Here is a 22,096-nt window from a genome sequence, read left to right as displayed (position 1 = left end):
TGGCCCTGTGTCTGGTCGCCAGAAAGACCATACTTGTCAACAGTTTCCTGTGCCCAGGTCAATGTTGCTGTGTTAGTTGGTGCGAGATATAAGGCTCCTCCAGTTCTATTTGCACCCCATGCAAGGTTAATATCTCCACCATATTCAGAAATAGGCATACCATCAATTTTTAGGGTGCCTTTTACATTATCAGCAAAGTTAAACATGCTATCAACAATACAGCCGCCCGGAATTGTTAAAAGGCCAATGTTATATTCTGATACTAACGGAGTAATGCCTGTTATTCCCGACATTGAAAACATACCGCTCAAATTTGCGTTACTATTGAATTTCCAATTTTCAAGGCCTAAGAAAATGACTTTGTCCGCAGATATTTTAAACTGACAAAATATGTTTCGCATGTTCGTAACATTTGATACATCCCAATTCGATAAATCTATAGTTACATTCTTGGTATCTGTACTTGCGCAGCCTTCAAACATGCTTTCCATGTTCTCCACATTACTAGTATCAATACATTCAATGCCTGGTATCTCTACTGTTCCTGCTTGATTACCAAAAAAGTAAAACATTTTTCTCATGTTTTTAACTTTGCTTGTATTCCATTTATTAAGACCAGAAAGGACGACTGATGTGGCCCGACTGCCTACACTGTCAAACATTTCAGTCATGTTTTCGACATTTGAAGTATTCCAGCTTTCTAAACCTGAAATCAATATACTTCCAGTCGCACTTTGACCTGTCCATTGAAACATTCCCTGCATATTTGTAACGCAGCCAGTATTCCAGCTTTCTAAACCTGAAATCGTTACATCGGAAGCAACGCTCCCGAAGTTATAAAACATCATCTCCATAGTGGTGACCTTTGAGGTATCCAGATTTGCTAGTTCTGCCCTAATAGCGTTCGTACAATCAAAAAACCACTTTGAAGTGTCAACTGGAGATATTTTACTGCCTATTTCAACTGCCTTTATATTGTAACGAAATTTAAACCATGGAACCCCGGTATCTCCGAAGACATAGTCGTTTTCTTCGCCATCCCAAGCCGGATATTCTTTAGTCACAGCACCATGGGCAGATTCATTAGCTGCACTATCTGCTTCCAATTCATTGAGTATTAAAGTGCCATCTTCATAGAGGACTGTTCTAGTTCCATCAGCTGTGGCAACTCTCGGAGCTGCCTTTTTTGGCTTTCCAGAGGATTCCTGAGATACTTGCTCAGAATCGGCTTCATCATCTGTTGCCTCTACTTGGTCAGAATCTTGAGTCTCAGATAAACTGGTATCATCCACGTCATTCATTACAGTATCTTCTTGATCTTCTTGCACTGCGTCAATGAGAGTCTGCTCCATATAGCTATCCAGCTCTTCTGCAAAGGCTGGAACTGCCATTGCTAAAAGCATGGTCATAGTAAGCAAAAGCGAAAGCCATCTCTTAGATTTCTTTTTCAACGTTTTTCCTCCTTCCTATATAAAAGGGCGTCCATTTAGACGCCCTACTCATTAGTCATTTAGATATAGGGCGATAATCGTGTTAGTCTGTCCGATTAGATCTTTGCCCATATCGTAGCTATAAATCTCTGCCGTTGCAGTGTTTTTGCCTTGTTGCAGAGCTGACGTATCAATAACATCTGCCTGTACAATATCCCCGGATTTAATAAGCCCGGAATTATAAACGTAGGTATCTCCCACTTTGATTTTGCATTGCAGCTGCCTGTCCTCATTAAGATTTGCAAAAGCAAGATCCTGCATGGTATCCTCATAAACCTGTACCGCTGAATTGATACGGATTCTTACTTGTCCCCCGTTTGTGTCGCTTAGCTCCTCATTTGTCTGCACGATAACAGCTGTTTTGCTAGTCTCAAGGTCATCTGAATGCAGGGCATGAAATAGTCCTACTCCCAGCATAACAACTGCAATCAGCAAAACTATAATCAGTATTTTTTGTTTTTTGTTCTTTTCGTTTGTATTTTCTGTACTTTCCATTACGTACCACCTTTCTGCTTATAGTAATAACGGATTTATGCCAGGCTCAAAGTGACCACGATAGTGGCTGCCTGTACATGGTTTACGGCAGTTGTTACAACGCCGGTTTTTCCTGTAAAGGTAATGTCCTTTGATGCACCGGCAGACACACTACTGTCAGCCTTAGCAAAAGTCGGACAAGTTTTGGTAATATCCCAGGTGGAGCTTCCCAGTGTTGGTGTCAGGGACAGCTTTTTGGCGTTTGCATTCAGTGCTTTAAAGTCTGTAGCTGCGTCAACCAAAGCCCAACCTGTTGCAACGGTTGCCGCTACCTTGTCAATGTTAATAACACCAGCTGCGCTGTTATTAGTAACGGTTACTTTGTCCACCATTAAGTCTACAGCATTTGCAGAGCCTGTCATATCAATGGATTCAGTCACTGTCACATCGATCGCAGTTGCCGGCACAGTCATATATGCTGCTACATTGCTGTCGTCTGCAAAAGCGACAGCAGATGAGCAAAGCACCATGCTAAGTATGCAAATAACGGATAAAATTTTCTTTTTCATATTCTGCACCTCTTTCCTTTATTCTTCCACTACACTAACTGTTGTTACAAAGTTAACCACCTTTGCTTTATCAAGCGCAGTAGTTACTCTACCAGTCTTACCAGTAAGACCAACTGTTACCTTATCCTGTGGATTGATGTTACCGGCACCGGTGTATGCACCAGTAGACATATCGTGGCTTCCTGCTGCCATGATGCCAATCTTCTTAGCATTTGCGCCTAATCTTGCGAAGTCAGTAGAATCAGCAACTACTGTCCAGCCATTGTCTCCGGTTACTTCGATAGAAGCAGTCAGTACACCGATTTTGCTGTTGTTGGTGATTTCTAGGTCATTGGCTGTTAAGTCAGCGGAATCAGCAGTACCCGCAAAGATGACTTCCTCTGTTACGCTAAAATCGATTGCAGTGGCAGGAATATTGATGTAAGCCTGTGTCGTCTGTGGATTAGTTTCGGCTGCAAAGCAGCTTCCTGCAGTACCGAGGGTTAAAGTAAGTGCGCAAAGCGCAGTAATCATTTTCTTTTTCATTTTTGTTTTTCCTTTCGCTTTTAAAATTTAAGTATTTAGATATATTTTTTCGTGCCAGATTAAGCAGCGGCACGTAATGGACTTTCGTTTGTGTTAAACACTTCTTCCACCAATAACTGATAAGTCATTGGTGCTTTATTTTGCAGCATTTTTGGATCTTTGATTAAAATATCAATGCATTCAGCGAGCCATTCCGCTGCATTGCTTGCATAATACGCACCGAGCTGCAATTTCTTGTTTTCCTGTATGAGATATTCCAGTTCATTTATGCTTTGTCCTGGCCACAAATGCCGACTAAGCGCATGTCCAATTTCATGATGCAGTGTATACTCCAAATTGTATGACGAGGAGTTTTCTTTTACATAGATTGTTGCCTTTGCTACTGCGGAAGTGGTATAACCACCATTGCCATTCGTTTCAAATGGTTCTTTTAGCGTCTGCTGTATATATATTTCGGCATCTCTTTTTACTAGACCGTCCCGCATATAGGACGGTAACAATGCATATTGCACGTAAAATCTGTTCCTAATCTGTTTTTGCTTCGCAGCAAAAAATTCCTTGCTACTGATATGCAGCGGGACATATGTCGTTTTTTTTACCTTCTTAACCGCTGATGACTTTTTCGAGATATATCCTAGCTTTCCGCTTACAAATGCTACATACCAGTTTTTGGTTTCACCGATGGTGTATATACTGACTTCATCTGTTCGTTCTTTTGCAGACGAAAGACTCGGTGATGCATACAGATACAACTTTGACGTTACCTCCAGCGCCTTAAAGCTGTAGGTCATCGTATACGCTTCTTTCGGCTTTTTCGTCGTCAACTTTGCTGCTGGAATATAAAAGGTTTTGCCAAAGTAAGATGTTTGATAATAGTAGTCCTTTTTTCCACCTGGCATGGTGGCATATACCTTTTTTCCAACCTTAACTTGCTGATTTTTACCCACTGGGCAAACCGCATACTTTGCGGTCTGATAGCCGTTACTATAAATCCATGTCTGCTGCTTTGCGTACATGGTTTTCTCGCTAGTTCCAGCAAATGTGATGCTTGCGCAGCACAGATTCAAAACCAAGAGAAAACATAGCAGTAAGATGATCTTCCTTTTCATCGTTTTATCTCCAACTAAAAGAGGACAGCTAAAAAGCTGCCCTCTAGGGTAATAACGTATTCTTTTATTCTTTTCTCTCTTTTGTCCTTACTTTGCGATAAATTTCAAACAAAGCAAGGCATGCCATCACAGCAAGGGCAATCCATATCAATAGATTTGCAGTATCTCCGGTTTCTGGTGTAATAGGCTCAACTGTAATGCTCGTATCATCATAAGGATTCGGTCCTTTTGGTGGTGTCAACTCGACAGTACCGATTTTCTTTTTAAAGATCACTGTCTGATTCTTATCCTTGATATCCTTATGAACCGCAACTTCTTTGCCATCATATTTGAGACTTTCAAATACAACGGTTGCTTTTCCAGCAAGTGCAGATGCGTCCAGAGTAAATTCTAAGGTCACACTTCCGTTTGCGGAGTCTGCAACGAAGGTCTTTTCTGCGGTTATTTTTTTGCCGTCAACCAAGAGCGCCTTACCAGTTTCCTTGTCCATCAGCACGCCGCTTACGGTATATTCCTTGCCAGGGATCAGATTGTAGTATGTTACTTCGTCCTTAATTGTAACCTTTTTATCTGCATTAGAGATGTGATCTTCTGTCTCACTATCTGTTGCATTGGTTTTAATTTTGGGGAAGTAAATGGTCTGTCCCTCATCGGTAATATCCTTGTGGTCTGCTGCCAGCTTATCTTCCGGTGTATCCGGCTTACCGTCTTTATCGGTGTCAATATTTTTATATAACTCCTCAAATACAACGGTTGCCATATTTTCTAACTTGGAACCATCGAAGGTGAATTCCATATCAACGGTGCCGGAGGATTTTTCCGGTATGAACACTTTCTCGGCAGTCACAGGTTTACCATTTACCAGTAATTCTTTACCGGTTGCCTTATCCATTAACACGCCTTTTAAGGTGTATTCCTGACCAGGGGTTAATCCGGTATAGGATACGGTATCAATGATTGTAACCTTACTATCAGCTTTTGAGATGTGCTCATGAGTTTCACTGTCCTTTGCAGTTGTGCGAATAGATGGAGTATCCGGTGTCCCTGGAATATCCGGGATTTCCGGTACATCAGTCGGAATTCTGTCATTTTTGATGTTGTTTACAGTGATATTTAGCACGCCCGCATCGGTATTGTTTCTTGCATAGGTTTTAGCAGTGGTGTTTTTGATGTTAATCAGCTTCATTGTTTTGAGGAAATCGGCTGTTACTGGATTTCCGTCAACAGACAAGATGCTTTCTGTTTCCAAGTCATCATCAACATAACCGGAAGCATCCATATAGAAGTTGCCAGAAGCATCAAACTGAACGGTATAAGTAACGCCGTCAGCAAAGTTGATAACAGCTTTTGTAGCATTTACAGCGGTTTCATATACAGGTTTACCGTCTTTATCTACCTTCTGGATTTTTTCTCCATCCGGATTATCTGGGTTTTCGACCATTACAGGTGTTTTAATAATTCGCTTCAACGTGATGCCATCTGCATAATCTGCAGCATCTAATTCGTTTTCATCTACGGTTACACCAGTTACAGTGCCTTTAGTAAAGGTCAACTCTGCTGCAGCATAAGCGTAGTCAATAGACGCAGTGACTTCGGAAGTTCCAACTGCACTTGTCAGTGCCAGCTTCTTGTTTGCAGGCCGCACTACAGTAAAGCCACCTTCGCCCTTATGGGTGTTTTTCGGTGCTTCGTATTCATAAGACACCTCGCTGAGCCAATTTGTTTTAGTTACTTTCGGGCTGTAGGCAACAATTGTCTTTGTTCCTTCAACGGTTTTTGCTAAAGTCGTTTCGTTGCCAAGCTCTAATTCAGGGGCTGCACCACCATCGAAAGTTGCAGTATATGTTGTCTTAGTAGCTGCAATATTTAATGTGCTGCCGTTTGCAAATGTAACAGTGCTGCTCTTTCCCGCAGGAACCGTAACTTTCGTTCTGGTTCTGCCGTCCAGTTTTTCTACAACGACATTTTCTGTAGTCACTGACTGCAGCAGATCATATTCTGTGCCATCTACTTTCAGATTGTTCATCGGCTTACTGTACAGGCTTTCGATATTAACAATCGTCTGGTCGTTGCCGTCCTGCGTAACATAACCGCTTACTCCGATATCATCATAAGCAAAATCAATCTGATCCGCAGTCAAAATATCCACGGCGTCAAAATAGTATTTTGTTCCGTTCAGTTTATATCCTTCCGGTGCAGATAGCTCCTTAATATAGTATTTGCCAAGCGGCAACTTCACGATTGCTGTACCGCTGCCATCTTCTCTAGTTGTGATTGTACCAACTAAAGAGTCCGAGCCAATCTTCTTTGTATCAATTTTTTTCTCGGTTTTCGTTTTGGCAGTGATTTCTTCTGCAGAAAAAATACCAAAGACTGCACCGCCGCCCGGCTGGTATTCTTTGCTCTTGTATGCGGTTTCAAATAGCTTAGACAGGTCAATTTTTACACTGACTGCTGCGTTATCCAGTGTCGCTTCATCCCAAATGAGAGGCGTGTACTGATCCGCATATTTCAGTTCAAATTCTCTCCACTGCGAGCTGTTTACATGACCGTTTCCGGACTTCACTTCCTGGATGTAATATTTACCAAGCGGCAGGTTTGGAGTTGTTGCAATACCGTTTTCATCGGTGGTAATTGTAGCAACGGGGCTGCCTAGTGGATATACCATTGTTCCCTCGATGCTCTTAAACACGAGCTTACCGGCATCTTCATTATCATCTGTGCAGTTTACTGGCTGAAGGGTTGTAGTATCCGGAAACGTTACCTTAAAGCCGAGGGTTTCATCCTTGTTATCAGTTACAATCACGATTTCATAGGATACTTCATCTTTGCTTTCCGAGCTGACTTCGTGACGGATTGCCTTGACATAGTTTGATTCATCGAATACTCTGTCAAACTTTGTGGTATCCGGCGTCAGGTCTTTACACCATTCAATCAGTTCTGTTTCTTCATCAGTTGTATATTCGATGGTCGGATACAGCTTTTCAACTGAAGTTGTATCTTCTGGCTTACTGTCTACACCAAAGTTGTATAACTGGCTCTGTTTTGCGTTAATGGTTGTAATCGTTTGGCCGCCCTGATAAATCATAGACGTTTTAATGCCGTTATTTACCTTAAAGTAAACAGGAGCTGCATCAGTCGGTGCAGCAGTAAATGTTGTGATATTATCAGTTGTTTCATACTGATACGCATCAGAGTGCGTAATTTCCGGAGTTACTTTCCAAGGGTTTGTTACTACGGTTTTAGCAATCTGTGCTGCATTGTCAGCAGCAGCATCTACGATCAGACCGTCAAAGGAGAACACAAAGCCGTCTGCACAGTCAAAGTGCTGAGACAATGTGAAATCCCATTCCTGGTGATAAGATCTGTAGAAGTTGCCATCCGCATCACAGCTTAGCCAGCGGCCCACGCCGCCATCGACAGCCCATACCATATATACTGCTTTACCGGATTCTGCATCATTTTTTGTAATCTGATACATATCAGTTTTATCAGTTTTTGTAAAGCCTTCCGGCATATCTTCCGGTGTATTTACATCTTCAAATGCGCCTTTTTCATCGGATTCTACCCATTTCTTTTTGCCGTTGTCGTTTACATAAACCTTATAAATGGTTTTTGTAACCGGTTCGTTGGTTTCTTCGTCAAGGATTGGATTTCCATCATCATCAACCTGTGGTTCTTCAAAGGTTGCCAGATACTTGTCAGCTTTCTTCACAAGTGTCCAGCCATCTTTGACCTCCGGATCTTTATCCTCGTCAAGAGGTACAACAAGTGTCATTGGTTTCAAAATTCTGGCGGTAATATCATCATTACCATATTCATCAACAACTTTCTTGTTTAATTTCACCATGTTTTTGTTCGGCAAAATCAGGTCCATAATATCAACATCTTCTTCCCCACTTTTTAATGTTGGAGTTGTGTAGTCGATACCTGCAACATAATCATCCGCTACCATGTCTTTCTTCACATGGATATTGGTATAGTTCATGCCGCCCTTTGTATAGCTGAGGGAGTAATCTACCGTGTATGTAGATGTGGTTCCTTCCTTGTCCTTTACAGAGTATTTTGCGGAATAAGTCGCACCTTTTTCAGACTTTGCAATGTATTCGGTTCTGCATTCATTGTCATCACCGATGTCAAGCCCAAACCAGCGCAAAATCTTTTCGCCAGTCTTCAGAAGCTTTTCCCAGAAGCTCAATGCGCCGTTCTTTTTGCTATGGTCACGGGTGACTTCTTCTAGCGCCACTTCTTCATTTGTTTTGCTGTCATATGCTTTGATTCTCTGCACATCATCAACCTGCAGAATATCTTCTGCTGCGTATACGTTGAATTTAGCATTCTTTAATTTTGTTTTGCCCCATACTGCAGAGAAGCCTTTGTTTCCACCAAATTCTTCATGCAGCCAGCCTGCGAGAGATTCACCATTTTTGGTAATCTGGATTTTTCCTTTGACCGGATTGTTCGGCATTTTAATAGTCAGATAGTAGGTCACATAGTCCTTGCCGTCCTGATGCGGCGTCTGCTCTGTAACACTAAACTTATATTTGTTAAAAATAACCTTCTTGTTACTGGTAAAGTCCGTTACTCTATCACCAGAAGCATCGTAGATAACAACAGCATCTTCGAATTTCTTCGGCATATCAGGGCTTGTTCCTACACCTTTTTCATCGTATTCACCGATGAAGTATCCTTCCGGTGCAGTTATTTCTTCAATCTGATAGTTGCCATATTCGAGTTCATATGGAAGTACAATCTGGCCCTCTGCATTGCACTTGAAAATGTAATTGTTCTTTCCGGATGCAGCGCCATCGGTGTAGCTGCTGCCGTTTGGCAGATACTTACCGTAGTTTGGAGACAAGGTTGGATCTGCTAAGTCCGGATTGCCCAGGTATTTGATTCTAAATGCAGCGTTTTCATTCAGTCTGACAGGTTTTCCGGTTTCTGAGTTTGTTTTGATAATCTGCACCTTATTTTTCTTTGGTACATTGTCCGTATCAGTAGAAATCAGCTGGCCGTCTTCTGTCACCGTCACCTCATGGGATTCCAAAACATATCCGTTAGAATCCGCAGAAATTTCTTTTATGAGGTAGTTACCATAAGGCAGGTCAATAATCCTAATCTGACCAAACTTGCTGACAGTTAAAGGATGTTCATCATCTGCAGGTGTACCGCTATTGTCTCTTACAACACGATAGCAGTTAGCAAATTCATCATAGCCCCTTTCCCCTTCTTTTACAGGTACAACTTTGATATATGGGTGATCTTCAAAACCGCCAGAGGTAAGCTCAATGGTCCACTTAGAATTTGTCGAGTATTCGAGTTTACCGCTTCCGTTATCTGGAGTGAACGGGTCAAGGTCTGTTTTTGTTTTTACAATCTGCAAACGCCCACGGTAGTTATCATTCACGTATGCCTGACTTCCCATATCATCCAACATCGGCTGCGGATTTTCCGGATCGATATCTGCAGCGTCTGTTAAAGTACCGTTTTCATAAGTGATGTTGTACTCAATCGGACCATCGTCTACAGCGTGCGCATAATATGTGATGGTTCCGTGGTCACGAGTACCGCCCTTTTCATCCGGGAAACGGCCATCCGGTACGCCGGATTCCTCGGTGCTGACCGTCTTAGTTCCCCGCCAGTAGTGGTGTACTGTAACCTTCTCAGTCTCCGGATCCGTTTCTTCCACTTTTTCATAATCCAGTTCAGATACATCATCCCAAGGCATAAAATAAAACGGCTCATCGCTATAGCCGTTTACATCCAATGTTTTGGAATCAACTACTTCGCCGTCTACGAACAGGGCAATCGTCGCATCCAGCGGCGCATCACCCATACCGGTATGCGTATTATTGTCAAAGCCTAAATTGGCATCCAGTTTCTCAACGTCCAACTCAAAGGACGGCAGTTTCGGTTCCTCCGGCTCTCCTGGCTCCGGTTCTGTTTCTTCTGCTGTTACTTTAAAATACATCTCTACTGGGTCATCTCCGCCTGTTGCCACGGTCTGCAAGTGATTAGAATCTGCAACCGGACTTTTCTGATTGGTAGACCATACCAAAAGATCCTGCTTTGGTTTTGACACATCGATATTCTTTTTAGCCAGAATCGGCTTTGTAATCGTTTTCGGATTTACATCACAGGTAATGGTGTATTCGTTACCGTTTCTCTTGATTTTGATGTGTTTATTGGTGGATTTAATGTCCTGTCCTACTTTTTTTGTATCTTTCTTTACAGCTTTCCACGTGCCATCTGCCTGTTGCTGCATTTTAATCGTATGACGACTCCCTATCTTATCGCTGTATTTTGCTGTCCAACTGGGAACATTCACATATTTCTTCATCTGCGTCAGCATCCAGTTGTAAATCTTTTCTGCTGGACGTCCTTTTACCGTGTCACGAAACCAGTTCGCGTCCATAGCATATTTTCCCGTTCTACTCTTTAGCCCACTGTCAACGGATGTCCGAAGTCCCTGCTGAAATTCCCAGATGATATTTTGGGTTGCCCAGTACCAATCATCCAAATTGCATCCTTCTACTGGCACATCCTTTTGAGTATGCCCCGGCTGTTTTCCAAACAGCAGCGCAAGACGCATACCTTGCAGTGTACTTTCACTATATGGTCTCATCCATCTTAGTTTTTCTAGCTCCTGCTGTTTTTCAGCACTGTACCCAGTGCCACCTGCATTCAGCCATGCACCATGCTCCAGACAATATCCGGCATAAGTGCTTTTCCCACTATCTACTACAATAGTTTTCTTAGCGGAAGTCGCTCTTGCAAGGCGGTAAACAAATCCGTCCCCTTTTGCATTGGAAAATTTCGCATAGTAGTAACCACCGCCTTTGTTATTCGGATAGTATGGCTTTCCATCAGATCCCTTTAGCGTTCTGCCATCATAAACAGAGGCTTTCGTTGCTGCATAAGTAGTCTGAAATGCCTGCTGTGGCATATATGCTGCCAGCATAATTACTGTCATAAGAAGTACAAACGCTTTTCGCAGAATCGGATGTTTCTTGTTTTCTAACATCTTGCTCCTCCTTTATATAATCTTGAATTTATATATATAAAAACAGCGCATCATGCGATACGCTGTTGGTTTTTCATATATGAAAAGAGCAGCCTTTCAGCTGCCCTTTTACAAACGATATTCAGTTAATACATGAGATAGAAGTGATAACCTCTTCTATTTTCTAGCCCACCATCAGCTTTTCGATAATACAGAAAAAACCAATCTGTTCCAGTCCAACCAGCTTCCGAGTATTCGTCCGCAGGTTCCCAGATAAGGTAGTTGGCTTTCATCTCAGATTCAATTTCCGCTTTAATGCAGCCTTTCAATTGCTTCATCACTGTTGCTTTAGACCAGTAAGGACTGATGTATTTCGGAAAGATTGCAGACCAGGAGCTATTTTCTGGAGTTTTTTTTGCTTCTTTTGCATCTTCATACTTCATTGTATAGGTGCTTCCTTCAGAACCCGTATACGGTTCCAGTTCATCCGTTGCCGGATTGTATTGCATCCGCCTTCCTTCAATGCTCTCGCCATAAGCAATCAGTTCTGGCATCAGTTCTTCCATGGTCCAGTCCGGTTTAAATTCTTTTGCTACAGAAAATAGACCATATACTTTCTTGCCGTTCACGGTTCTGTAGGCTCGAACCTTATATTCGTAATTGTAATACGTGCGAAAAGACTTTGTCTTATCAGTGTAGTAAGTCTTTGCCGTTGTGTAAATCTTGCTCCACTTGTTCTTGCCAACTAAGGTTCTATATACCTCATACCCTGTTGCGCCGCTTACTGCGTTCCAGCAGGTCTTCGGTGTTCTATCGTATGGTCCCTCCTTATCACTACCACCAAGCGTTACTTTTGTAATCACTGCTTTATTCGGTCTAGCATAAGTGCTGGTGACAGCAGAATACTTAGTGTAGTATGTGGTTTTTCCAACCTTCTTATAGCCTCTTACCTTGTAGTAGTAGGTCTTGCCGGTGGTTCTGACAGTGTTGATATAGGAGACAGTTTTTACGCTGGTCGTGGTTTTCACGAGGCTATATTTGCCGTTCTTAGAAGTTGCTCTATATACTTTATAGCCGTCCAGACCGTCAATCTTATCCCAGCTGGTCTTGATTTTCGTGTAGCTATAACTGGTCGCCTTAAAATTTTTCGGCGTGATAGCCCTGACCTGCTTACTTGTCAGCTTCACTTCTGTTGGAGCTGATTCTGCAGGAGCCTGATTGTCTGTTGCAAATGCTGGAACTGCCATAGTCAGCACCATAGTCAAAGTGACGAGTAAGGTTATAATCTTCTTCATTTCCGTTTCCTCCTTTACTTTTTAACAGTCCGTCAGCAAGGTGGTTACAAATGATTTTGGATCAAGCACAGCCACCCTGGACTCTATATAATCTTTTGTATTTCGTGTCACTATGCAATCAGCTTTGATACGTTCTGCAGTTTCCATCATTACAGCATCCTCAAAATCACCACTGTCCTTTATGAGCGCTTCATGACAATCAGAAGCTGCTGTATCCGCTATGGTAAAAAGCTCCGTCAGTTTACGCAAAATCTCCCGCGTCGCTTCATTATCATGAGTGAAGCGATGATGTATATAAAACAAATCCGTTATAGACTTTGCCGTCAGAATGCCTTCGATTTGATCCGACGCTGCTGCATAGAAAATTTTGACGGCATCGTGAAAAAAAGGTTCTCTCTTCTGTAATACATCCAATACCACGCACGTATCAATAACCACTTTAATCATAATATTTTTTCAGCCTTTCTTCTCTCGCCTCTTCCAAAGTGATATCTGCCGGCAGAATACCGACCAAAGAGTCAACAATATCCATTTTCGTTTTATATGGGCTTGTGAGCTTTGCTACAACTTTCCCATTTCTAGTGATGTACACATCTTCCGTCTGTGACATTGTTATATATTTTCCTAGATTATCTCTGAACTCTGTAGTTGTGATTGACATATGCCAGCCTCCTTTCTGTCTTTCTGTACTTTTATTATATTATAAACGTACAAAAAGTCAACCATTTCGTACATTTATTTCAAATTCCTGTTTCTCCATTTCGTGGAAAGGAGGGCGGGGGGGGGACGAATATCCCCCGCCTTTTGAAGAAAGGAAGCATTACATGTGCACTTGCTTCTTTTGTGTATTTCATTCCTGGTATCGCCCACTTGCTACAAGATTATCAAGAGCTTTGAACACCTCATCTATTAAAATTGTGCAGTGACTATTATCATCTTTTATTAAAAACTCCCTTTCACCTGTGAGACAGTGGCAAAAGGGAGCATGAAACATGTGCCAGGAAAGCACGCTACCATATTATCACCTTTTTACCGCCCCGTCAGGTACATTGTACGTTTTTTTGCTAAATTTATTTTGTCAAGCCCTTTTTTAAAAGTTTTCCGAGAAATTTTTCAATAGATTTTCTACAAGCATCTCATATGCTTTTTTACTCTGATATTCCGGCGGCAGCATTTTGATAATTCCTTTATCTACTGTCAAATGTGCCTTCCTATTGCGTTCTGGCTGCATAGTATAAATCATGTCACTAAGCTCCTTAGTATTCATTGTCTTCCCAAAAGGCTTATATTTCCGATCATACAAATTACGTATCTTTTCCGCCGCCTCCAAACTCAACACCGTCTGCTCGCCACTCAGTATGTAAACGATTCGATCCTGCACATCCAGTGGTAAATAGGAAATCTCACAACCTGCTTTAATGCTTACTTTTCTCACATCCACCAGCTGCCTCATTCCCAAGGATAAATATGTCAGCCGGATATATCTTCGCAACTGGCGTTCCTCTGATTCATCAAAAATTGCATTTCGGACCCGCGGGTCCGTTTTGCATTTTTCAGCATACTCATCTGCATACCTCATCATGAACGCTTTTTCCGTAATCGTGATATCTTCCCTGTAACGGTTGCTCTCGCCATAAAGGCACAATGCCGCAGCGTCATCAAGTTGCCTGATTACGCAAGGCACGGTTTCAAGACCAACTCGTTCTGCTGCAGTGAGCCTGGTCTTCCCAGCAATGAGCTCATACTTTGCTTTCCCACTTGCATCTGCTCTGACAGTCAGCGGCACCAGCACGCCGACAGATTTGATAGAGTCTGCCAGCTCTTCAACTTTCTCCTGCTGCATATGAAAATAGGATTTGCCGTAATCGCCGCCAAATGGCCTGATATCCGTAATCGGTATTTGTCTGATTTCCTCACACATTCTCTACCTCTTTGATCATACTTTGGGGCTTATACACCCCATCTTTATACTCAAATATGTAAAATGTCTCATCTCTGACATAGTCTAAAAAAGCAGTTTCCGATTCAGTAACGAACCTTTCCACTATATTAACCGTTTCCTGCACTACATCCGGAGACAAATATCTCTCTGCAAAAAAGTAAATCGGTCTTGCCTGCCGCATGTAATAGCGCCCATCCTTAATAAGAAAAATATTTTCTAAAAGAATCTCGTTATATGATGGATGAGCTGGATTCACTCTTCTCATGCAGCTATCGGTAACTCCATAACGTCTGCATAAATTCGGTCTGGCTTCATAACATATGCATTTGCCTCTTTCGTCCAGGAATGGGCAACTTTCGAGTAAAATAACGGTTGCATCGAGGTTATAAAACCGCTTCTGAAGCGCCGTATAACTATCCTGGATGGATTCTGCCATGACAGGGTGATTTTCCGCCACATACGCAGCCTGTTTCATCGCATTCATATATATGACAGGCAACTCTCCCACTTTTCCATTCATAATCAGCCAGGCTATGATAAAAAAGAATTCATTTTCTGTGATGAAAAACAGCGTGTTACAACAAGCGCTACAGTCATCAATACAATTCGCTTTTATGCCATCTCTCGCCGTTACCTTATCATATCGCCGATTCTTTTTTTCTATCTTTGCAAATTTGCTTTTGGGATGTATTTTAATCCTCAACCTCTTTTCCTCCTCGTCCAACGTCTCACAATTACTGTAACAATAATTGTAGTTTTGCACAAGGTTAGAATGCAAATAATTCTTTGTGGGATGTATCTTCATTACAATATCGTGTCTGCTTAATTCCAGCATTTCGTGAATGCTATCTCGCTGATCCTTCTTGAAGTACAACGGATTAGTAAAAGTTAGCGTATCATTCGGCTTTTCGCAAAGTAAATCAATATTGTCCATCACGTCTACCCCCAAAAGTTCTTCTCTTCCGGCTGCCATGTGCCGTCTTTATCCCGCCGCATCAGCGTCAGATTGATGCCATATCGGCTGCATACGCGCAAGATGGTATTCAACGCTTCCGGTCTCTCCCAGTCATCATATAAGGTAAAGTGACTTCCTTTAATTCCAAGTCCCGCCATGTCTACCAGCACCATCTTTGCAATTTCCTCTGCTTCCTGCGGCCGATTCTCAAAATCTTCATCTCCACCAAAGATATCATAGCAAGTTCCAACTGCAGCTTCAATCTTCGTCGTGTCTCTTACGCCTAATTTTAATTCTCTATTCATTTCGCTTTCCTTTCATTATTTCTCTCCGTAGCGATCAACGCCCTCGCCATTCGGCTGCGAAATCAGCCGGCATTAATCTACAATTTTCTACGAAATGTGTATTTCTTCCCATAAATGTTATCAATAAATTCTTTGAATGCGTTATCCAGTTCATTTTGTGTGAATTGTGGACCTCGTAAAATTTGAGCAATGAGTATTTTATTGCCATCTAGGGAATCTAAAAAATTCAAAGCATTTATGCTTGCTTCTAAAGCCTCTTTTGTTTTTAAATTATCAGGCAGTACATCTATGGCATCTCGCTCCTCGCACTTCGCTTCTGTAATGCTGTACTCAACCTGATATAGTAATTCTTTTAAATGTTGTATTATCTCTTTTATTGACATAGATGTAACACCGCCTCTATTTTTTTGATTTTTGTGCAGCCTCCCAGTTTGGGCAATTGGTTGTTACGCTGAGTTTTTTCTTTGGAATGGTGTTTTTCTTTTTAGGACAAACATACACATTTTCATGATATTTTTGTAAGTGGTGACATTCTCCACAAGTTCTCATAGGTTGACTCATTTCATTCTCCTTGTCCTTTCAGCGCGCAATTTGTGCAAGCCTTAAGTATGCCTGGCATCTTTCGTATTAAAATTCTGGCTTGCGCGGATTCCCAGCAAGGTGCGCCACACACGGGGCACACCGCCGGTTTCCAGTCCTTATGCTTTGGTTCAGGTATATTTTCCTGCAATGGCATCATCAAAACGTTATTCATTCCTGCCCCCCTTCTATGGGGTTGACTCAATCTTCCCATTCTTTCTGTTCTTCCGGATGCTCTGCTAAATAATTGTTATACATAATCAGCGCCGCCTGCGTATATGCCCTTTTTCTTTCCACATTCAGCTTTCGCATGGGTTCCGGAAGATACTCCGTAACAAAGCGCTCGTTGATTTTTAACTTCTTCGCTTTTGGTGCTTTTAGTTCTGTCTCTGCCCCGGTCACTTTACTGTCCCTTCCAGTTAACTGGTCAAGATATACTGCATCTACCGTTCCACCATTTTTATAATGCTTTTTAATTTCCGTCGCTTCTTCCAGTGATGGCATATATCCGGTTTCCTGCATATACTCCAGCAAGTTTTTCTGATCTTTCTTATCCAGATAGGACAGTTCCACGCCGACTCTAAACTTGATTTCTTTCGCGTCTACCATGCCAAGCAGCGGAAGAATGAGTTCATTAAGCCGTATGTAACGTTGAATGTTTCTGGCACTTTCCTGAAACTCTTCTGCCGCCTGATCATCGGTACGTAACTTCGTGCCCAGTGGGCACGAAGTTAAATCTGCTCGCTCTCCCTGCCTTTTATTAACCTCCATATACAAAGCATATGCCTTTGCCTTGGTCGATGGTTTGATAACGGACCTCTTTTGTAAATTGGAGACGACCATCAGTCTGGTAGCTTGTTCGTCATTATAATCTACGATGGTTGCTTTGATCTTATCGAGTCCCAGTTTTCTTGCTACAAACATTCTCCTGTGACCGGTGATTGCCTCGTATCTTCCTGCCAGGTTCACATCTTTCCGGACAATAATCGGTTCCAATTGTCCGTTTTCACGTATATCATCTTCAAGGTCACGCATGTCATCATCATCCACCACTTCAAATGGGTGGCTTCCACCCGTGTGAAACGGCAGAATGTCATCAAGCAGTATGTCTGTTACACTGCTGCCTTCCTCTTTCTTATCCTTAGCCGCTTCCGGAAAAAGGCTCTCCAATGCGGATGGATCAAATTCATTTCTTCTTCCCATACAAAACTCCTCCTAACTACTAGGGTTTACTCTCGGTTGTTAATCGCTCTACCCAAATTCTCTTTCACATCCTCAAATATTTTGCAAGAACTCTGCTACAAATGCCCTATAATCTTCCGTCACTGATGCCTTTGGTCGTTCTGTAAGCGGGTTTGTCTGCCGGTATTGCGCTTCTTCGATTGCAACGCCGTTCCGAATCACACTGTCAAATACCCTGATGCCCTGCGCATCCATCAGCTTGTCCAGCGCAGCCTTGATGCCTTTACGTATGTTGCTGCGTCCTTCATGTTGCGTAACCAAAACTCCGGTTATCGCAAGATTTTTGTTGTAATATCCTTGTACCAGTCGGATAGTTTGAAGTAGCTGCGATAACCCTTGTACGGAATACTTCGATGCCTTGACCGGTATAACAATCCCGTCAGCTACCGCCAATGTGTTGATGGTGATAATACCCAATGTGGGCGGCGTATCAACCAAGATAAAATCGTAGTCTTCCTTGATTGGCTCCAGCGCTTCCTTCAACAAATACTCTCTGCCGGCAAAAGAAAACTCCATATCTGATCCTGCCATGGACAGGCTGCCTGGTAAAAGATCAATATTCGCATTGATCCGACAAATGCAGTCTTCCACTTCCTTTTCTCTGCGGAAAAGCTGGTAAACAGTCCCCTCCATGTCGCCGTCCAGGTTGAAACTTTCCGTGAGATTGCATTGTGGATCTGTGTCAATGGTCAATACTTTGCAGCCCTGATCTGCCAACCCGTAAGCCAGTACATGGCATGTGGTTGTCTTCCCAACGCCACCTTTCTGATTTGCTAATGCAATAATCTGCGCTTCCTTCTTCATGTTTCGTTCCTCCAATTCATTATTCATTTCTCTTATCCCTATCCTAACTCTATAGTTCCATCCTCATAAATCAGCAGTGTAATTTCTTCCACCCGTTGAGGTACTGGCCACCCTGACAATACTGCATACTGATATATCAGCTTGTCCAGCCAAACGCACACTTCCGCATAATCCACCCCATATGTATAGACAACAGTATCTTGCTGTACAGCTTTGCTGTCTTTTGTAAAAAGGCAGTATTTTACCGCATCGATATATTTATCTGGCACAGTTGCAAATGCCTCGTCCATTACAGAGATTTGCTTTTCAATATCCACTTTCTCATGTATCTTGTCGATAAAGCTTTGCCTGTAGCCATATGCATCTATTTCACAAAGGTTTACTTGCACTTTTTGCAAAAACGGATAGCTTCTCAGGGCGTAGTAGCAAGAGTTAAATATGTTCGACTGTAAAACAGTCCCGTTAAATTTTGTTCTTTTTGTCCTCATTTTGCTTTCCTGGCGGCCTCCCCTCACATTTTATGTCTCACAAGTTTTCATCGGATATCCAGTCCTTAGGTTCCAATTGATGACTGCAGTTTATTTCCATCGGACAGCCATCACAATCATGGCTTTTACAAAACGCAGAAATCGTATTCATTGCATTGAGTATAGACTCCTTGACAAAAGTCTGCTCCCGCTCCTGATGCTTTTTCTCTTCAAACCAGAATTGTACACTTGGCTTGGAGACATCCTGAATGATGTTATATTGCTTTGCAATTCGATACGCTCCGCTATCCCTAGTTAATGTCTTCGGTATCAGCTCCAAGCTGGAACGGAACTGTTCTAATTTTCGATTTTTGCGATAGCGGTTGCATACCCTGCAGCTCGGTAATAAATTTTCAATTTCAATCTTTCCACCATACTTAACCGGCAGTAAAAAGTCAATTTCCATTTCACTATATTTAATTTGCTTGCCACAATAAGCGCAATGGCCTTCAAACCTCCCATGCGCATTTTCTCGCATCTTCTTCGGTATAATCGGTCCATTCATTTTCTCTTTCCCCTCTCCTTCATACATTACTTTTTCCTTTGCACATTCACCGCAGCGTTTTGTCCTGCCAGCAAGTAATTTATCTGCCCGTCGCAAATACAGCTGACCACAGCATTTGCATTTGCACCAATAATAACTTTTATTATTACGGCTTCCTTCGTAATTCAAGACTTCCCATCCATATATCGTCTTCCCCTCAAGAGGATGCCGTGCCATCTCTTCTCTACACATGTATTAATCCCTCTTGTCTTATGATTTATCAAAGTTCTTCTCTGCAAGTTCGTTAAGTTCTTTCCACTGCATCTCCGTAAGGATATCCCTTACGTCCTGCGGCGGTGGATAACCCAGCAAAGCCTCTCTTTTATATCTCTCATAAGTAATCATTTGTTTTTCTTTTTCGCTCTGCTTCAAAATACCGTCTGTTTCAGCAAAGCTCAATAAATAGGCATAATCATTCGACGATGCAGATTTATTACGCTTTGCTTTCCAAATAGAAAGCTTTTCAATAACCACTTTTGCATTTTCATACCGATTTGAAAATTTTCGGTATTCCTCATTCGTAAGAAATACATTCCTAAATTCCCCATAATCCTTTCCCTGCTTTTCGCTTTCCTTTGCAGGTTCAGGCAATGTAGCCGCTTCTGTCTTCTTCTGTCTCTCTATTCTCTTCCGATCTGCGTCCTTGCTGGATTGTCCAGTATTATATTTAACTTCCGGGAAATGCAAATATGTCTGTTCCGTTTCCGGCTCAGATACCAATTTCATAAATCCATGATCAATAAAATATTCTATCGCACTTCCTACTGCCAGTACTTTATGCCGCAGGATTTCCGACAATAACGCTACATCCAAACCACCAGATGGCGTTGCTGGTAAGCTCAAGACACCTCCGTGTTCGGTTGAGAGAGCATATAGCTTAAGCAAGATCACAAGGTACTCATAACCACCAATCAAACTCTCCATTTTAATAATACCGATATCATTAAAAAAGTTTTTGGAAAATCGAAAATACCAATACTTTGTTGCCGAACATCCTTCACACTGATCATTCATTTTCATGTACAGATACCACCTTTCCGCTCCTGCTTGCCCGCTCCTGCTGCCAAGCTCTCTCTGCTGTATATTTAGTAAAGCGTCTATCTGCATATTCATCTTCCGTGAGCGTCATTCGCAGTTCGCTATAGATCGTTGCCGGAGAAATGCCAATCAGCTTTGATATTTTAGGGACCTGATAGCCCTCCTGCAACAGAAATTCCAGGTTTTCTCTATTAGCATCTGTCCACAGCTTGCTTGCCATTATTCTTCCTCCTTTCCAACATGAACAAATTTAACTATACAGTTTCTCATACTCTCTCCCTCTTTCTTTGACTATTTCTATTTCTATTTCTATTTCTTTTATTATTACTATGTCGGACAAATGTCCATAGCCTCTAAAAATCCCAACGGATTTTAACCCGTATTTTTGCATCGCCTCTATAAACCAAAGAAAATCAGGTTCATAAAACGTTGGAATTTCAATATAAAAAAAATAGGTCAGAAAAATTTTCTAACCTAATTATATATTCCACCTGTTTTCAGGTTATTTTTCATAAATTTTTCACAAAAAAAGAGCCACCGGAGGGTGGCTCACAAGTCAAAACTTCTATCCAAGTTACATCAGGAAAAGCTGCGCAGAAGCAGCAGCAAAAGTTCTTCCGCTCTGATAGTGATAAGAAACTGCCATAGATTTCGCATTTTTATGTAACATATTGGCAAGGTGATACTTAGAATTTTTCCACTGATTAAAATACACCTGTGCCGCAGCTTTTGCATCACTGTAAGAATCTGTACGCCATGCCAGATTTTCAGCTGTGCCCCGGTAAGAGAGCTTCAATCCTAAGTCCGTATAAACAGAATCGAAATCGCCTTCAGTTCCTTTTTTTGTATATCTCATATGCCCCATGTCTTTATTGGCCCAGGCTTCCTGTGCCCGCAAATCTGATGCCGCCTGAATGCTGTAAGCGTACTGCAGCGGTTTGAGACCTTTTTCTTTTCTCAGATTGTTAACAAGGCGCAGCATTTCTTTTTGATAAGTCTGGTCGAATTCCGTTCCTACTGTCACCAGACAGCTTGCGGTAGCGCCATTATGTGCTTTTGCTGTAATCTTAACGGTTCCTTTTCCCTTTGCGGTTACCTTTCCGGAAGAGCTGACCGTTGCGATGCTCTTGTCTGAACTTGTCCATGTCACTGTCTTTGACGGCGCTTTCGCAGTTACTGTTGCCTTCAGTGTAAAAGATGCAGTGCCGTACAGCGGCTTGGTTTTTCTGTCCAGCGAAATCTTCGTTACAACGCCAGTCTTAGCAGAAACTACATTGCTGTAATCCGATTTACTGTCGCCGGAAACAGCGCGTACCTTAAATTTGTAAGTGGTGTTCTTTGTAAGCCCCGTAAAAGAAGCTGTCGCATTTGCTGTAGTGCGGACTCTCTTCCAGCTTTTAGAACTGCTGTAATAGCGGTAAACCTGATATTTCTCAGCTCCACTGACCTTACTCCATGAAACCTTCACAGTTGTTGTTCCTGAGGAAATCGCCTTAACAGAAGACGGTGCTTTCAGAGACGCTTCTGCTCCAGCAAATACAAAGCTGCTGCCTGCCATACAAACAACCAGTGCCAGGCACAGTGTCAATGCTAAAAATCTAATCTTTTTCATCGTTTTTTCATCCTTTCCAATTATTGCATTTATCATTTTATCACAATTTATTTTAAAATAAAATAGCCTTGTGCGCAACGCAT

General features: G+C 42.1%; 21 protein-coding genes. All 21 read right to left on the bottom strand.

Going from position 1 to position 22,096, the window contains the following annotated elements; genetic code table 11:
• Positions 1-1,451: BspA family leucine-rich repeat surface protein (locus D1155_RS02810; RefSeq protein WP_160200901.1), on the bottom strand; the 1,451-nt coding region annotated here is incomplete at its 3' end.
• 51 nt (positions 1,452-1,502) lie between these two features.
• On the bottom strand, positions 1,503-1,985 hold the full coding sequence (locus D1155_RS02805; RefSeq protein ID WP_160200900.1) for a hypothetical protein: 483 nt from the start codon (positions 1,983-1,985) through the stop codon (positions 1,503-1,505).
• Positions 1,986-2,020: 35 nt separating this feature from the next.
• The gene (locus D1155_RS02800) at positions 2,021-2,533 is read right to left on the bottom strand and encodes a hypothetical protein (protein ID WP_160200899.1); all 513 of its coding nucleotides are present in this window, start codon (positions 2,531-2,533) and stop codon (positions 2,021-2,023) included.
• A gap of 18 nt (positions 2,534-2,551) precedes the next feature.
• Positions 2,552-3,058: a hypothetical protein gene (locus D1155_RS02795; protein ID WP_160200898.1), complete on the bottom strand. Its 507-nt coding sequence runs from the start codon at positions 3,056-3,058 to the stop codon at positions 2,552-2,554.
• Positions 3,059-3,117: 59 nt separating this feature from the next.
• Complete coding sequence (locus tag D1155_RS02790; RefSeq protein ID WP_160200897.1) at positions 3,118-4,167, bottom strand: hypothetical protein; 1,050 nt, start codon at positions 4,165-4,167, stop codon at positions 3,118-3,120.
• A gap of 64 nt (positions 4,168-4,231) precedes the next feature.
• Positions 4,232-11,191 (bottom strand): VaFE repeat-containing surface-anchored protein, encoded by a 6,960-nt coding sequence (locus D1155_RS02785; RefSeq protein WP_160200896.1) that lies wholly within the window; start codon positions 11,189-11,191, stop codon positions 4,232-4,234.
• A 125-nt stretch (positions 11,192-11,316) separates the two neighbouring features.
• Positions 11,317-12,465 carry a hypothetical protein gene (locus tag D1155_RS02780; protein ID WP_160200895.1) on the bottom strand — a complete coding sequence of 383 codons (1,149 nt, stop codon included), beginning with the start codon at positions 12,463-12,465 and terminating at the stop codon, positions 11,317-11,319.
• Between the two features lie 21 nt (positions 12,466-12,486).
• Positions 12,487-12,912, bottom strand: a complete 426-nt coding sequence (locus tag D1155_RS02775; RefSeq protein WP_201759517.1) for a PIN domain-containing protein — start codon at positions 12,910-12,912, stop codon at positions 12,487-12,489.
• Complete coding sequence (locus D1155_RS02770) at positions 12,905-13,126, bottom strand: type II toxin-antitoxin system Phd/YefM family antitoxin (RefSeq protein WP_160200894.1); 222 nt, start codon at positions 13,124-13,126, stop codon at positions 12,905-12,907. Before D1155_RS02770 ends, D1155_RS02775 begins: the two co-directional genes overlap by 8 nt.
• A gap of 429 nt (positions 13,127-13,555) precedes the next feature.
• Entirely contained in the window at positions 13,556-14,386 is an 831-nt protein-coding gene (locus D1155_RS02765) for a ParB/RepB/Spo0J family partition protein (protein WP_160200893.1), read from the bottom strand.
• Positions 14,379-15,380, bottom strand: a complete 1,002-nt coding sequence (locus D1155_RS02760) for a hypothetical protein (RefSeq protein WP_160200892.1) — start codon at positions 15,378-15,380, stop codon at positions 14,379-14,381. The genes D1155_RS02765 and D1155_RS02760 overlap by 8 nt, the downstream gene beginning before the upstream one ends.
• The gene (locus tag D1155_RS02755; protein ID WP_160200891.1) at positions 15,347-15,667 is read right to left on the bottom strand and encodes a hypothetical protein; all 321 of its coding nucleotides are present in this window, start codon (positions 15,665-15,667) and stop codon (positions 15,347-15,349) included. Before D1155_RS02755 ends, D1155_RS02760 begins: the two co-directional genes overlap by 34 nt.
• Before the next feature lie 77 nt (positions 15,668-15,744).
• Positions 15,745-16,050, bottom strand: a complete 306-nt coding sequence (locus D1155_RS02750; protein ID WP_160200890.1) for a hypothetical protein — start codon at positions 16,048-16,050, stop codon at positions 15,745-15,747.
• A gap of 16 nt (positions 16,051-16,066) precedes the next feature.
• A complete protein-coding gene (locus D1155_RS02745) occupies positions 16,067-16,228 on the bottom strand; it encodes a hypothetical protein (RefSeq protein WP_160200889.1) in 162 nt (53 codons plus the stop codon).
• 219 nt (positions 16,229-16,447) lie between these two features.
• Entirely contained in the window at positions 16,448-17,449 is a 1,002-nt protein-coding gene (locus D1155_RS02740) for a ParB/RepB/Spo0J family partition protein (protein WP_160200888.1), read from the bottom strand.
• 72 nt (positions 17,450-17,521) lie between these two features.
• Complete coding sequence (locus tag D1155_RS02735; RefSeq protein WP_160200887.1) at positions 17,522-18,292, bottom strand: AAA family ATPase; 771 nt, start codon at positions 18,290-18,292, stop codon at positions 17,522-17,524.
• 38 nt (positions 18,293-18,330) lie between these two features.
• On the bottom strand, positions 18,331-18,780 hold the full coding sequence (locus D1155_RS02730; RefSeq protein WP_160200886.1) for a hypothetical protein: 450 nt from the start codon (positions 18,778-18,780) through the stop codon (positions 18,331-18,333).
• Between the two features lie 37 nt (positions 18,781-18,817).
• Positions 18,818-19,555 (bottom strand): HNH endonuclease, encoded by a 738-nt coding sequence (locus D1155_RS02725; protein WP_160200885.1) that lies wholly within the window; start codon positions 19,553-19,555, stop codon positions 18,818-18,820.
• An 18-nt stretch (positions 19,556-19,573) separates the two neighbouring features.
• Positions 19,574-20,377 (bottom strand): phage replisome organizer N-terminal domain-containing protein, encoded by an 804-nt coding sequence (locus tag D1155_RS02720; protein ID WP_279261398.1) that lies wholly within the window; start codon positions 20,375-20,377, stop codon positions 19,574-19,576.
• On the bottom strand, positions 20,370-20,621 hold the full coding sequence (locus D1155_RS02715) for a hypothetical protein (protein ID WP_160200883.1): 252 nt from the start codon (positions 20,619-20,621) through the stop codon (positions 20,370-20,372). The genes D1155_RS02720 and D1155_RS02715 overlap by 8 nt, the downstream gene beginning before the upstream one ends.
• 354 nt (positions 20,622-20,975) lie before the next feature.
• Positions 20,976-22,013, bottom strand: coding sequence for an Ig-like domain-containing protein (locus D1155_RS02710; protein ID WP_160200882.1), 1,038 nt, complete (start codon positions 22,011-22,013; stop codon positions 20,976-20,978).
• Between the last annotated feature and the right edge of the window lie 83 nt (positions 22,014-22,096).

The sequence above is a fragment of the Anaerotruncus sp. 80 genome (assembly GCF_009936115.1).
GTDB classification, from domain to species: domain Bacteria; phylum Bacillota; class Clostridia; order Peptostreptococcales; family Anaerovoracaceae; genus Senimuribacter; species Senimuribacter intestinalis.
The sequence above is the reverse complement of the archived record's forward strand: the minus strand, read 5'-3'. Positions and strand labels throughout refer to the sequence as shown.